The sequence below is a fragment of the Bacillus sp. T33-2 genome, assembly GCF_002860205.1.
Classification (GTDB): Bacteria; Bacillota; Bacilli; order Bacillales; family Cytobacillaceae; genus T33-2.
In genome coordinates this window covers 26,266-40,821 of the sequence record NZ_PGVB01000035.1, presented here as the reverse complement: position 1 = coordinate 40,821, position 14,556 = coordinate 26,266, and the positions used below count along the sequence as shown (strand labels likewise).

The window sequence follows — 14,556 nt, the reverse complement described above, 5'->3', positions numbered from 1 at the left end:
TGGATCCTCTCCTTTTAAATTGACTTGAGACTCATCTTTCTTAACTGCTGCACTACAGCATCACCCAATTCAGAGGTAGATGCCTGTCCTCCTAAATCAGGTGTAAGTACAATTCCTTCCACCAAAACTTCTTCAATGGCCTTTAGGATCAGACTTGCGGTCTTCGGCTGATTTAAATGCTCCATCATTAAACTGATGCTCCAGATCATTGCGATTGGATTTGCAATTCCTTTGCCTGCTATGTCGGGAGCAGAACCATGTATAGGCTCAAACATGGATGGGTAGGTCTTATCCGGATTGATGTTACCTGAAGGCGCCAGTCCAAGGCCTCCCACAATTGCTGCACCAAGATCCGTCAAGATGTCTCCAAACAGGTTGGTCCCAACTACAACATCGAATTCCTCAGGTTTCGTAATAAAATAAGCGGCAAGAGCGTCAATATGGTAAATATCCGTTTTAATTTCAGGGTGCCTTGCCATCGCTTCCTTCACAATTTCGTCCCAAAATGGCATGGTGTGGTTAATGCCATTGGATTTCGTTGCAGCTGTCACTCTTCTCTTGTTTCTTTTTTCTGCCAGAGAAAATGCATAATTAATAACCCGTTCAATTCCATACCTTGTAAAGACACTGTTTTGGACAGCTAATTCAAATGGGGTACCCTGGTGGATCCGTCCTCCCATATTGGCATATTCCCCCTCGGTATTCTCCCTGACCACAATGAAATCCAGATCATCATGGCTTTTAAATCGGAGATGGCTCTCTATTCCCCGCAAGAGCTTGATTGGCCTTAGATTGATATACTGCTCAAAGGTTCTTCTAATCGGCAAAATGAGATCCCAAACTGAGATGTGGTCAGGTACAGATGGGTCCCCAACTGCACCCAACAGAATCACGTCGTAGTCTTGAATGATCTGCAGTCCCCCAGCAGGCATCATTCTTCCATGCTTTAAGTAATAATGACAATTCCAATCAAATTCATCACAAATAAAGCGAATGCCCTGATGTATCTCTTCAATAGCCTTTAACACTTTTAGGCCCTCAGCCATAACCTCTGGTCCGATTCCATCTCCAGGAATACAGGCGACTGAAAAATGCTGCAATAGTTTCACCTCTTTTTACTCTTTATTCATATTTAAAGATGCAATTTCCATGCCAACCGAATAATATTTAAAATATTCAGATTTATTCAGGCGCTAACTTTCGTTTTAATAAAAATGATGTTGTTTTTTTCAACAGTGTTGTTTTTTTCAACCCTATAGATTATACTCCTTCAGTTTCCTCCATAACGTTGAACGGTCAATCCCGAGCTCCCTGGCAGCCAAAGTTTTGTTCGGAGTTTTCTTTAAAGTATCCATAATTAATGCTTTCTCATTTTGTTTTATATTTGTTGCTCTTGCTGCATTCGATTGATACGCACTCGTGAGCTTTTGGCTAAAGAACGTAGCATCTTTCATACAAAGAGATTTTCCTTTAGCCAGCAGAACCATTCTTTCTATGACATTTCTAAGTTCTCGTATGTTTCCTGGCCACTGATATTCTTTAAGTAAGTCTAGAAGGTCTTCTTCTATATATTCAATATTTCTTTGCTGCTCATGATTAAATTGATTAATCATATTCCGTACGAGAGCAGGTATATCCTCAAGCCTTCTTCTAAGAGAAGGCAATTCAAGCGTGAGTACATTGATCCTGTAATATAAATCCGCTCTAAACTCGTTCGTGCTAATTGCATTCTCCAAATGCTTATTCGTTGCGGCAATTATCCGCACATCTACTGGGATAATTCTTTCCCCGCCAATACGCCTGATACATTTTTCTTGCAGCACCCTCAGGAGAAGGGCCTGGATTCTTAGCGGCATTTCCCCAATTTCATCAAGAAAAAGAGTTCCTCCATGAGCCAGCTCGAATAAACCCTGTTTTCCACCCTTATTCGCCCCAGTAAAACTCCCCTCTTCGTATCCAAACAATTCACTTTCGAGAAGGCTTTCTGGAAATGCTGCACAATTCACTGCCACAAACGGCCCGCTTGCCCGGCTGCTTTCAAGATGAATTCCCTGTGCAAATAGTTCCTTTCCTGTTCCTGATTCTCCAGTGATCAGAACGGAAGCATCTGTTTGTGCATAAAGAAGTGCCTGCTGTAATGATTCAACAATCTCCTTCGAATTCCCCACAATATCCTGAAGCCTGTATTTAGCCCCAAGGCCTTTGTTATATAGTTTTTTCCTTAGCTTCATTTCCATCTTTTGAATGTGGGTTAATTCCTTAAAATTTGATACGGCTCCTACTACCTTATGATTGATCAAAACCGGATACCGATTGATAACTATCTGCCTGTTCTGTATTTTGGCAATATCACCAAGCTCAGCTTTACCAGTTTCCAACACCCGCAGCATATCTGACTGAGGAATATAATTAGTTATTTTGCTGCCTACTTCTATTTCAGGAAGACCAAGAATTGACTTTGCGTTTTCATTGGCAATCGTAATATATCCTTGTCTGTCGACTGCAATCACACCCTCATGTGACGATTTTACAATCGCTTCGACCTGGTATTTTTCTCTCACCATATCCCGGGTAAAAGGAATAAGAGAGCAAGCCTGTCGCACAGCGTTCACAATGGATGAATGAGTCGGTTCTATATAATGGATAAACCTTGCAATCTGAGGGGTTGCCACTGAATGCTTGTCCCAGATTGGAGCCAGCAACACATCGTCTTTGTTCAAAGCATGAACAGGAAGACACTTTTTGCTGACAATTTCCAGGCCTTCACATGGATCCATACTGTTCTCAAATGTCAAAACTGGTATGTCATGTTCAGCTGTGATAAAAAAGATTTTATTTGGTTGGGGTATGTTTTTGTGTAGTTCGGACCTAATGTCAGATATGGAGATAGAAAGAGGCACTACCGGAACGGAAAGTGATGCTAGTTCGTTCACAAAGGATGAAGGAGTAATGATAACCATTGGAATCATTACCTGATCCAGTAATGCATTTTTAGAATAAAAATAAGCAGGTGTTTCACCAAGATGACAAATAACATCCTTGAACTTTTCTTCTAATCGATTACTAAATTTATATAATGCTATCATACTTTTTTACCTCCCTGACTTTCATTTGTCGGCTTTCACTGTGTTATTTTGGGCTTTGCTGTTGGTTCTCGATTTCCAAGTGAATGAATTATATTTTTCCGATGAATTTCTATAGGTTGTGATCCGTTCTATTAATTAAATTCTATCAATCACATGATAATTGGTAGACTATTCAGAAAATACTTATTATAAGCATTGTAATATATTGATAAAAAATGTGATAGTGTATTTTGTTTATATAGGGGTTATCGCTCTTATTTGAAAAAACAGGCTGAACATTGTTGTTCGGCCTGCTTTATGATCTATTTCCTGTATCTAATAGCTGCATTCAATCACTGATTTTGTTATGTTTGTTTACCTTGTGGGCGGCCTTTACTTCGAAAATAGACAAAACAGACTTACCTGTAGAAAACCTGAAACATTTGTTAGCCGACATTAGGGATACTATTAACCTTTATAAATGTCATAAAAATCATAAAGTAAAATATGTATGTACTGGGGAGCGTAAGTCTTTATTTTTCTTGGAGAAACCAGAGGAATGAGGTCACTGAAGGACAGGAGGCTGCTACGATAAACACTGAGGCTGTTATCCAGTTGCTTATGCTCGTAGTGATGATCATCGAACTGGTTAAACAAGACAAAAAAGACTAAGTAACCGCAGAAAACGAGAGCCGCCACAGAAGGCAGGGCCTCGTTTTTCTGTTTTTACAAATCAAGAAACTCTCCAACAATCTTTATCGCAAAGACATTTACATCTACCGTATTTGTGGAATTGGGGTTACCTTTTATTTTTCAGATTTGGATGAGTTCTTCCAAGTATATCATCCTTGTCCAAACCGGCGTCCTCGGTGAGGGAAAAATCATCTTCGTTGTGTGGAATATCATGGTTAGAGGAAAATAAGCGGTCTACTTCTTGTCTTAGTTCTTCAAGCAGTGGAAAATTTGATTCGGAACCCAGGCTGTCCACAAGGCTCCGATAATACCATTCCTGCTGCAGTCGGCCGCGTTTGAAACGGTTCCACACAGAATCACCGACCAGGGCGTAATCGCGTCTAACTGACTGTAAATTATGAAGTTTATCGGCGCAGGCAACCGCACGGATTTCGGCTGAAGCAGTTTTGAGAAATTCAATCGTGTGTTCCTTCCTTTCCTCCCATGACAACGACTTATCTGGTTCCGAGCACCCCTCGACAATCTCCGCAATCTTTGAGCCGAATTCCTGTTCAATGTCCTGTAAGGTGATATCCGTGTCTTCAACCGTATCATGCAAAATTCCTGCTGCAACAACTTCTTCACTATATCCTGCCTTCAATAGGATCATTCCAACTGCGGCCGGGTGGCTGACATAGGGAATATCGGTTTGTTTCCTGAACTGGTTTTGATGCGCCCTGCTGGCGACTTGTAACGCTTTGTCTATTAGTTCCATGTCATGCAATCCTCCATTTTAATCATTAACAATGCCTGATCATTGTATAATTCGGATAACATTTATTATGTAACTGGATAGCCCTGTCCTCGTTTTTTTCGGAAAACCAGCCACCGTCTCTTTTCATCTCATTAATTCCTTTAAACGGAGTTTCGGCCATTTTTTCTGTATAAGCACATTTATGATGAATTGTGAATTTTTTCGTTGGCTTGTCAATATTTACCCAGACATTATTTTTTAACCACAGCATAAAACTCACCTCTAATCACTTATTTACTAACAACCACTACTCTGCAGTGTAATATTGGCACAAACATCGCCGCATTTAGCCTCAGTGAAAAATTGATGAAAACTTCATCATGCCCTCAAGTTGGCCAGATAATCCCTTTCGTTAACTGCAAGGAATGCCTCATCAGGAAACCTTTATTCGTCTGCCACGTAACATTATGCCAAGGGGATTCTATTTTTTTGCACTGCAACGGTTCGGTTTTAGGAACCTTCCGTCCCGATAACCCATTCTAGATATAAATGAGCTATTGATACCATACACGAACACATATTCATTGATTCCAGTTTGGCATCAGGCGTCTCAGACTGTTATCAAAATTATCCTCGCATAGCAGTAAGTGAACCATATTGCGTAGTAGCAACTGCCCCCAATTCATTGGCATATTGCGTATATTTGCGTAAGGAGGTTGTATCTTCAGGTAGACCGGTTTCATGGAAACAATACAGAAGCCCGGCCATAAAGGCATCTCCTGCTCCGGTTGTGTCGACTGCATTCACTTTTACTGCAGGCACATGAATGGTATTGCCATTAAACATGGAGAACGCACCTTTGCTGCCCATGGTGATGAATACATAAGGAATTTGCCATTGTGAAAGTTTACTAAGTCCGTCTTCCATTGTTTGAGATTCCGTCAGGAAAAGCAGTTCATCTTCCGCCATTTTGACAATGTCCGCATGCCTCATCACTTCACAAACCGTCTCCCTGCAAGTCTTCTCGCTCTCCCACCTTTTTAGTCGGATGTTAGGATCAAAGGCGATTGTTGTGCCAAATTCCTTCGCATACTTTATTGCCTTGTGTGTTGTCACTTTAGCTGTCTGGTGAAAGAGCGTTCCTGAGCCTAAATAAAGGATGTTGGCGGCGCGGAATAGATTTTTTTCCAATTCTGTTTCTGTCAGCAGTGCATCAGGAGAAAGATTTTCATAAGAATGGAAAACACGTTCGCCTACTTCGTTTAAGTGTACATAAACAGCACAAATCTTCTTTTTTGAGGAGTGCGTACTGTATTGCAGATTGACCTTTTCCTTAAATAACTCCGTTTCCGCAAACACACTTAATTCATCGGTACCCAATTTGCAGAGAAAATAAGAAGGGATCCCTAACCTGCCTAACCCTGCTGCAACATTGACAGTAGCGCCTCCCAAAAACTTGTTATATCTTGTATTGGATTTATCGGTGGAAATAAAATCAATGAATGCTTCCCCTATCGAAATGACACCTTGCTTGACCACAAACCTTCTTCCTTTCCCGACGATTGAATTAAGCTTATTTTAACAAAGTTCCGTGTTTCAAACTATTAAAACTCTGAATGTTCCATACAAAGCATCCGTTTTTCTTTTGTCCTATTTGGGGAATAGGAATCATGACATTAGAGGATGGAAGAATGTACTTTAGTGGGATAGCAGTTCCTTCAACAAAATCGGCTCATGCGTATCAACCCGTCGATCGCGGAAGTACTTGAGTAGAAAATATACGTACCTGATAAGTGAATGGAAGATTTTAAGATGCCGTCTCAATCGCATTGACAGACCTGTTACGAATTCCCCATACTACTCACATTTCTTCTTGAATTTCAAGACATGATTTTTACTAGTTTCCGCAGTATACTTTTCAGGTAGATATACATAGTGATAGACACGGAGGCGGGAATTATGGATAATTTGCAGCTTGCTCAATTAATTCAAGAGGAGTTTCGCGATATCAAAAAGGAAATCGAGGATATTAAAACGAAGCTCGGCGCGATTGAAAAACACTCTTCAGAAGACCTTTCCACACTATTAAAAGCCACACACAAACACACCCGAAACCTTGAGAGTGATGTCATTTTCCTCACTCAGAAAGTTGGCACCCAGGAACGGTTGTTGAACAGGATCGAAAAACTGATTGAGACTTAATAACGCCTTTCAACAAAACCCCCTACCTGGAAAGGGGGTTTTGATTTATGCTTGTTATCTTTGGCTATAAATCTTTCTATATTGAAGCTCGAACATGTTAAAGGATACCCCAGCACGTCCTTTCCATTGGTACAGTGATACAAATGTCCAATTAAGCCCAAATAGCCGAACTTATAAAAGACTTGATTCCCAATCGTTCAAAATAATCTAAAGTGAATCACTTAATTTAATTTCCGTTGCCATTGCCCTCCCGGCAGTCCGTCCTGTGAAGAGGCATCCGCCAAGAAAGGTTCCTTCCAATGAACGGTATCCATGAACGCCACCTCCTCCGAAGCCTGAAACTTCCCCAGCCGCATAAAGCCCAGGAATGACATTGCCGTCTGAATTGAGCACGCGGCCTGACAAGTCGGTTTGCAGACCTCCCAATGTTTTGCGGCTTACAATATTCAGCCTGACCGCAATAAGGGGTCCATTTTTAGGATCAAGTATTTTATGTGGAGGTGCAACCCGGATCAATTTGTCCCCAATATAATTTCTTGCACCGCGCATGGCCGTTATCTGAAGATCTTTCGTGAATGTATTGTCCATTTCACGGTCCCGCGCCATGATTTGCCGCTCGATAGCATTGAAATTCAACAGGTTTTCACCGGTCAATTTATTCATCCCTTCAACCAGTTCCTTCAGGTTGTCGGCTACAACGAAGTCCTCCCCTTTTTCCATGAATGCTTTGACAGGTTCGGTGGCACCGGGCAGCGCCCTGCCTAACACCTTTTTAATGCTTTTTCCCGTAAGATCCGGATTTTGTTCAGATCCAGAAAGGGCAAATTCTTTTTCTATAATTTTTCGAGTCAAAATAAACCATGAGTAGTCGTATCCGGTTTTCATGATGGCTTCCAGTGTTCCTAACGTATCGAACCCTGGGAAATTGGGTGCCGGGAAACGGTTTCCTTTTGCATCGAGCCAAATGGATGATGGCCCAGGCAGGATCCGGATTCCGTGATTGCTCCAAATCGGATTCCAATTCATCAGTCCTTCCGTATAATGCCACATGCGATCCCTGTTCACGATACGGCCGCCGGCTCCTCCAGTGATTTCGAGCATGCGTCCATCAACATGGGCAGGAACGCCTGAAAGCATGCGGGTGGGAGGAGCCCCAAGCCGCTCCGGCCAATTCCTGCGGATCAGGTCATGATTGCCGCCTATGCCGCCGCTTGATACCAGGACAGTTTGAGAACGGTATTCAAAACTGCCGATCACCTCTTTACTACTGTCTTCCCCACGTGGAGCCTTGCTCTGTACAAGAACGGAACCGCTTACACCTTTTACAGCACCGTTAGCGGTTATGAGATGATCGACACGATGGCGTGGCCGAAATACAATCAAGCCGTTTTTCACATGTTCACGGACACGGCGCTCGAATGGAGCAACGATGCCAGGACCGGTGCCCCAGACAATATGAAACCGGGGCACTGAATTTCCATGTCCTTCCGCTAGATAACCCCCGCGTTCTGCCCAGCCGACAACCGGGAAAAAGCGGACGCCCATATCATAGAGCCATGCCCGCTTCTCTCCTGCTGCAAAATCGATATAAGCCTCTGCCCATTTTTTTCCCCAGTAATCCTCATCCTCGTCCCGGTCAAAGCCTGCTGAACCAAGCCAGTCCTGCCATGCAAGTTCCTTCGAATCCTTTATCCCCAAACGTCGCTGCTCAGGTGAATCAACGAGAAACAAACCACCGAATGACCACCAAGCTTGTCCCCCCAGTGATCCTTCAGGTTCCTGATCGAGAAGCAGGACGGTCCTGCCGGCATCGGCAATTTCGGCCGCCGCGACAAGACCAGCAAGCCCCGCTCCCACAATAATCGCATCAAAATCCAAGACTATACCCCCTATTAAGTTGTTATCCTATTATATGTATTTTTTATTATAAACGACTGTATTTCAGTATTGAGAGAATGAAATGACGCCATTTTTTTAAGTATATATTTTATAATATTTATGGGTCAATAATTGTTATAATATTTCGACAAAATTATAACGATCTTCTACCTCATTTGCGTGTGACGTTACTAGTGCTCTTTTTTAACTCTCGAGATTTAGCATAGTTTCATAAAAGTAAAAGAACGGCCCCGTCGGCTTCCATCGTTTCATGGAAGCAAAAGAACCGTCCCTTTGCTTTAAAAACCCTGTATGCTCATGCCGCCGTCAACAAACAGCGTTTGTCCGCTGACATCGTTCCCTGCGTCGGAAGCAAGAAAAATTATGATGAGATGTGTGATCCCTAAATTTAAGGCGGATAGGATTAATTCACCTGTTCCTCTTGTTCGTAATAAATGGATTCCTTTTTTCAGCTGGAACATGATGTAAACCTTAGGCAGCCGCCATTTCAATGATAGCTGTTTTCCCATCTCCAAGGATTCCAAAAAATGCTTGGACTGGTTCACCAAGCGGCCCGGTTACAATGGTTTCAACAAGCCTGCCACATGAAGCATCCACAAGGGATTGCACGGTACCCTCAGCCATGGGTAGCTTTTTATAAATGGAATGAGGGACAATTTCTTGAAAGCCACGTTCAATGGCATTGGATGCATCAAGCGCGCTCAAACTTTCTTTAAAAGAATCAGGTGCAATCACGATTTTCATTTAAATAAACTCCCTTACTAAAGAAAAGGAAGTGACTCGTAAACGACACTTCCTTTCACTTGGTTATACGTGTTTTAAATAGGTCTCTTTCATTTGGCTTATTGTTTCATCGCCAGATTGGTTCCAAATTTTATCATTGAAGATTTCTACTTCGATCGGACCATTATAGCCCGTATTTTCTACTGCTTGACGAATACGACTAATTTCAATGACACCGTCTCCCATCATTCCGCGTCCTTTTAACATATCTGGTGTTGGCACAAGCCAATCGGATACATGAAAACCAAGAATACGCCCTTTTGCACGATTGATTTGGTTATACAAATCCGGATCCCACCAAACATGAAAAACGTCGACAACCACTCCAACTTGCTCAGGTCGATAGGCTTCCGCAATGGTATTGGCAAGATCTAATGACACGACAACCGAACGCTCGGCCGCGTACATCGGATGGAGTGGTTCAATTCCTAATTTCACACCATACGATTCGGCAAAAGGGACCAATTGTTCAATTCCCTCCGTGACCATTTGCCGGGCAGAAAGGATATCCCGATTGGGTGACGGCCCGCATACGAGAACTAATACGTCCGTTCCTAGCTCTGCAGCTTCCTCCACCGCCCTTTTGTTATCCTCTATCCTTTTTATACGCTCAGCAGCTGTTGAAGCCGGGAACATTCCACCTCTACATAAACTGGAAACCTTAAGACCCGCATCTTGAATCAACTGCTTACTCTTTTTTAATCCGAGTTCCTCCACCTTATGGCGCCACGGAGCGATCCAAGGTACTTCTGCTCTGGAACAGCCTTCAATCGCTTCCCTTAGACTCCATTGTTCAGTTGTAATTTGATTTAAACTCAATCGATCAAAGTTTTCCACTATACAATTCCTCCTGACGAATACCAGCTAGATTCAATACCAATTTCATTCTTTCAGTGGCTAGTTCTGGGTCCGTCAGCAGGCCAGCCTGGTCAGCTAAGACAAATAATTCAGCCAGGTGCAAAATGGAGCGCGAACTTTCTGCGCCGCCAATCATGCGAAAATGGGATTGATGCCCGTTTAAATAAGCCATAAAGACAATTCCAGTTTTATAAGAATAAGTAGGAGCCTGGAAAATATGGCGTGACAGTGGGACTGTTTTTTCCAATAATGACTGATACCTCGGGATGTCTCCATCATCTAGAGCATGAAGCGCGGCAACTGCTGCAGGTGCGATCGCATCAAAAATACCTAACAAAGCATGACTATAGCCTTGTTTATCCCCTTTAATTAATTCTGGATAGTTAAAATCATCGCCGGTATACATTTTTACCTCTGGAGGGAGGAGTCGGCGCATCTCGATTTCGCGTGAGGCATCAAGTAATGAAATTTTGATCCCATCCACTTTATCTTTATTATCCCAAATGACATTTAGACAGACTTCCATGGCATCATCTAGATTCTTGTAACCCCAATACCCTTGAAGGGCTGGATCAAACATATCACCTAACCAATGAAGGATTACCGGTTTGGAAACTTGCCTTAAGATATTAGCATATACTCTTTCATATTCTTCAGGACCTTGCGCGCAATTTGCCAGAGCTCTACTGGCCATTAAAATGATTTGTGAATTATTTCTTTCTACGAATTCACACTGCTCCTCATATGCAGCCTGAACATCCGCTAATATGACGGATGGACCTGGGAGAAGATGATCGGTCCCTGCTCCACAAGCAATACGACCTCCTACTGCCCTCGCTTCAGAAGAGGATCGACGAATTAATTCCTTTGCCAGTTCCCAATTTAGCCCCATCCCACGTTGGGCTGTGTCCATCGCTTCTGCTACCGACAGTCCAAGAGACCAAAGGTGACGTCTGTAAGCTAAGGTGTTTTCCCAATCTATTTTTGCATGGAGAACAGGGTCTGTATTGGCAAACGGATCACAAACAACATGTGCGGCGGAAAAGGCGATTCTGCTTCTGAATAGAGCTGCTGGTATTGAAAAAGAACAAGCAGCTCCGGCACGATATTCATAGGTCACACCGTTCTTACTTGGCAGTGTTAACAACTTCCCCATTCTGTCTCACCCCCAGGCTTAGTTCTGGTACATCAATCCATCGGCGCTCTTCCCATGATTTAAGACCTAATTCCGCCAATTGGGTCCCTTTTGCCCCTTCCAATAAATCCCAATCGAATGACTCATCCGCGACAACATGTTTTAAGAATAACTCCCATTGGACTTTAAAGCCGTTATCAAATACTTGATTATCCGGAACTGTCTGCCATTGTTCGGAAAAGTTAAACGGATTCTCAATATCTGGATTCCAAACTGGTTTTGGTGTATTAACACGATGTTGGACCTTACAATCTCTTAATCCAGCAACCGCACTGCCTTCCGTGCCATCTACTTGAATCGTGAACAGGTCTTCACGGTTTACTCTGACTGTCCAAGATGAATTCACTTGGGCAACAATCCCGCCTTCAAGTTCAAAGGTCGCATAGGCTGCATCATCGGCCGTACAGACATAAGGATTGCCTTGCTCATCAAGTCGCTTTGGAATATGGGTCACACCTAAACAGGAAACAGATTTAACATTTCCAAATAAGTTATCTAGGACATAACGCCAATGAGCAAACATATCAACAATAATTCCGCCGCCATCTTCCTTACGGTAGTTCCAGGAAGGACGCTGACCGGCTTGCCAGTCTCCCTCGAATACCCAGTATCCAAACTCCATTTGTACGGATAAAATTTTTCCGAAGTAGCCTGAGTCTACTAATCTTTTTAATTTTAATAGGCCTGGTAAAAATAATTTATCTTGGACAACCCCATTTTTCACTCCTGCCTCATAAGTCAATTGGGCTAATTCAAGTGATTCTTCTAAACTAGTAGCGGTTGGTTTTTCACAATAAATATGTTTACCAGCCTTAATCGCTTTTCGAATCGCCTCAGCCCGCCTGACCGTTGTTTGTGCATCAAAATAGATGACATTATGTGAATCTGCTAAACATGCATCAAGATCTGTACTCCAACGGGCGATATTGTATTTTTCCGCCAAGGACTGTAATTTTTCTTGATTTCTACCAACTAGGATTGGGTCAGGCATGATCCTATCCCCGTTTGATAGTGCTACACCGCCTTGTTCACGAATCGCAACAATCGACCTGACTAAGTGCTGATTAGTACCCATTCTTCCCGTTACACCGTTCATAATAATTCCAACATTTTTCACTGCCATTGTTCTGTTCCTCCTTCATGATTGAACTTACTTATTATTCTAAAAAATACCTTATGGATTATCTCACTTATATCGGAAGGGTTTTTGCAATATCGGAGATGAATGAAGAAGGCGGTTCCTAATCTTTGATAACAGTAAAGCACCTCTTCCGGTTTTTTCTAGAAGAGGTGCTTAATCAAGCGTTCATTGAAAAACATTGTTTGCCAAATATAAGGATAGCTGTGGTACATAGGTAATAACCATAAGTGCCGCAATAAGAACAAGGATAAATGGTACTGTTCCTCTAGTTACTCCTGCTAACGACATTTTACTAATTCCAGAAGCAACAAATAGATTTAAACCAAATGGCGGGGTTAACATCCCGATGGCGAGATTTACAATCATGATGACCCCAAAATGAATTGGATCAATCCCCATTTCCAATACAACAGGCAAGAAAAGGGGAACTAGAATCAGAACTGCTGCGCTAGAATCCATAAACATCCCTACAATTAATAGGATAATATTCACAATGATTAAAAACATAAATGGTGTCGCAGCATACTCGATGAGTTTACCTGCTACAGTCGAAGGAATTTGTTCATAGGTCAAATACCAGCTAAATACCTTTGATGCGGAAATAACGAGCATAATCATCGCCGATGTGACAATGGATCTTTTTGTTACCGCAAACAACTCTTTAATTGTTAGTTCTTTGTAGACAAAAAATCCAATAATCATACTATAAACAATCGCTACTGCAGCTGCTTCTGTTGGTGTGAATACACCAAAATAAATGCCTCCAAGGACAATGACTGGCATCATAATCCCCCAAATGGCGGATACCGCTGATGACCATATTTCTTTTCCAGATGGCCTTGGATCTGGCTTATGCCCTTGCTTCTTTGCAATGACATACCCTACTACCATGAGGACTAGCCCAATAAAAATTCCTGGAAGGATTCCGGCAATAAACAATTTGCCAATTGAGACCTCTGCAACAGAACCATACACTAGGAAGGTGATGCTAGGCGGAATAATAATCCCTAATGAACCAGATGCGCACATTAAACCGACTGAAAATTTTTCTGAAAAACGAGCTTGTTTGAGCGACGGGATCATAATTCCCCCAATAGCCGCAACCGTTGCGGGACTGGAACCAGATAGCGCGGCAAAGAACATCGACGAAAGAACACCTGCAATCGGAAGTCCTCCGGTTGTCCAACCAACCAATTTTTTCGTGAAATCAATTAATCTCTTCGATGTACCGCCAGCGAGCATTAAATCGCCTGCAAACACAAAGAATGGGATGGCCATGAGAGAAAAGGAATCAACCCCGGAAAACATTGTTCTTGCTAAGGTATCTAGAGGAACACCCGTTTGGAAAATAGCCACGATCGTACTTAAGGCAATTGAGATGGCAATGGGAACCCCCAATAAAAGTAGAATGACAAATATTATGATAATCGTCATAGCTTCGATGCCTCCTCTTTAGGCGGGGTAATTGAGCGGTTAGTAGAAATCAGACCTTTTACATCCTGAATGAGAAGCTGAAGAAATCGAATCAACATTAAGCTGGCACCAACAGGTATTGCTAAATATGGTAGATACATTGGCAAACCGATGGCCGGTGTCACATTGCCAAATTCTATGACACTAGAAACAATCCCACTCCCAGACCAAATTAAAATGATGCAAAAGATGATCGAAAGGAAATTAGCTAGGATTGAAAAAATTCTCTTTCCTGTCTCAGGCAAATACGTAACGAGAGCATCCATCGTGGCATGTGCTTTTTCTCTTACGGCGATACTACTTCCGATAAAGACAAACCAAACGATCAAGTATCTTGCTATTTCCTCGGACCATGATAACGAATAATTAAAAACATACCGTAAAATAACCTGTACAAAAACCATTAGTGAAGTGAAAATAATCGATACGACGCCAACATATTCTTCAAAGTAATTCAAGATATGATTAACTCTTTGCAATGAATGTCCCTCCCTTGAAAAAGAGACGGCCTTGC

The 14,556-nt window shown here is 42.3% G+C and carries 13 protein-coding genes and 1 pseudogene; 1 reads left to right on the top strand and 13 read right to left on the bottom strand.

Going from position 1 to position 14,556, the window contains the following annotated elements; all coding sequences use genetic code 11:
* Positions 1 to 14: 14 nt before the first annotated feature.
* From CVD19_RS20900 to CVD19_RS20880, 5 genes are all read right to left on the bottom strand, one after another.
* Positions 15 to 1,100, bottom strand: a complete 1,086-nt coding sequence (locus CVD19_RS20900; protein ID WP_101585123.1) for a tartrate dehydrogenase — start codon at positions 1,098 to 1,100, stop codon at positions 15 to 17.
* A gap of 153 nt (positions 1,101 to 1,253) precedes the next feature.
* Complete coding sequence (locus tag CVD19_RS20895; protein ID WP_257985223.1) at positions 1,254 to 3,086, bottom strand: sigma-54 interaction domain-containing protein; 1,833 nt, start codon at positions 3,084 to 3,086, stop codon at positions 1,254 to 1,256.
* Between the two features lie 778 nt (positions 3,087 to 3,864).
* Positions 3,865 to 4,512 (bottom strand): HD domain-containing protein, encoded by a 648-nt coding sequence (locus tag CVD19_RS20890; protein WP_101585122.1) that lies wholly within the window; start codon positions 4,510 to 4,512, stop codon positions 3,865 to 3,867.
* A gap of 25 nt (positions 4,513 to 4,537) precedes the next feature.
* Positions 4,538 to 4,762, bottom strand: coding sequence for a hypothetical protein (locus tag CVD19_RS20885; RefSeq protein WP_101585121.1), 225 nt, complete (start codon positions 4,760 to 4,762; stop codon positions 4,538 to 4,540).
* Between the two features lie 356 nt (positions 4,763 to 5,118).
* The gene (locus tag CVD19_RS20880; protein ID WP_101585120.1) at positions 5,119 to 6,030 is read right to left on the bottom strand and encodes a carbohydrate kinase family protein; all 912 of its coding nucleotides are present in this window, start codon (positions 6,028 to 6,030) and stop codon (positions 5,119 to 5,121) included.
* Between the two features lie 420 nt (positions 6,031 to 6,450).
* Here CVD19_RS20880 and CVD19_RS20875 point away from each other — a divergent pair, with 420 nt between their 5' ends.
* On the top strand, positions 6,451 to 6,693 hold the full coding sequence (locus CVD19_RS20875; RefSeq protein ID WP_101585119.1) for a hypothetical protein: 243 nt from the start codon (positions 6,451 to 6,453) through the stop codon (positions 6,691 to 6,693).
* A 207-nt stretch (positions 6,694 to 6,900) separates the two neighbouring features.
* Here CVD19_RS20875 and CVD19_RS20870 read toward each other — a convergent pair whose 3' ends face one another.
* The 8 genes and pseudogenes from CVD19_RS20870 to CVD19_RS20835 form a co-directional block, all read right to left on the bottom strand.
* Positions 6,901 to 8,571, bottom strand: coding sequence for an FAD-binding dehydrogenase (locus tag CVD19_RS20870; protein ID WP_101585118.1), 1,671 nt, complete (start codon positions 8,569 to 8,571; stop codon positions 6,901 to 6,903).
* A gap of 299 nt (positions 8,572 to 8,870) precedes the next feature.
* Positions 8,871 to 8,954: pseudogene (locus CVD19_RS25620) on the bottom strand (2-deoxy-D-gluconate 3-dehydrogenase); the annotation flags it as partial.
* Between the two features lie 109 nt (positions 8,955 to 9,063).
* Complete coding sequence (locus tag CVD19_RS25025; RefSeq protein ID WP_101585117.1) at positions 9,064 to 9,336, bottom strand: glycerate kinase; 273 nt, start codon at positions 9,334 to 9,336, stop codon at positions 9,064 to 9,066.
* Between the two features lie 63 nt (positions 9,337 to 9,399).
* Positions 9,400 to 10,212 (bottom strand): sugar phosphate isomerase/epimerase family protein, encoded by an 813-nt coding sequence (locus CVD19_RS20855; RefSeq protein WP_101585116.1) that lies wholly within the window; start codon positions 10,210 to 10,212, stop codon positions 9,400 to 9,402.
* Positions 10,199 to 11,389 (bottom strand): dihydrodipicolinate synthase family protein, encoded by a 1,191-nt coding sequence (locus CVD19_RS20850; protein ID WP_101585115.1) that lies wholly within the window; start codon positions 11,387 to 11,389, stop codon positions 10,199 to 10,201. Before CVD19_RS20850 ends, CVD19_RS20855 begins: the two co-directional genes overlap by 14 nt.
* Complete coding sequence (locus CVD19_RS20845; RefSeq protein WP_101585114.1) at positions 11,361 to 12,551, bottom strand: Gfo/Idh/MocA family protein; 1,191 nt, start codon at positions 12,549 to 12,551, stop codon at positions 11,361 to 11,363. Before CVD19_RS20845 ends, CVD19_RS20850 begins: the two co-directional genes overlap by 29 nt.
* A gap of 183 nt (positions 12,552 to 12,734) precedes the next feature.
* Positions 12,735 to 14,003 carry a TRAP transporter large permease gene (locus tag CVD19_RS20840; protein WP_101585113.1) on the bottom strand — a complete coding sequence of 423 codons (1,269 nt, stop codon included), beginning with the start codon at positions 14,001 to 14,003 and terminating at the stop codon, positions 12,735 to 12,737.
* On the bottom strand, positions 14,000 to 14,521 hold the full coding sequence (locus CVD19_RS20835) for a TRAP transporter small permease (RefSeq protein WP_101585112.1): 522 nt from the start codon (positions 14,519 to 14,521) through the stop codon (positions 14,000 to 14,002). The genes CVD19_RS20840 and CVD19_RS20835 overlap by 4 nt, the downstream gene beginning before the upstream one ends.
* Between the last annotated feature and the right edge of the window lie 35 nt (positions 14,522 to 14,556).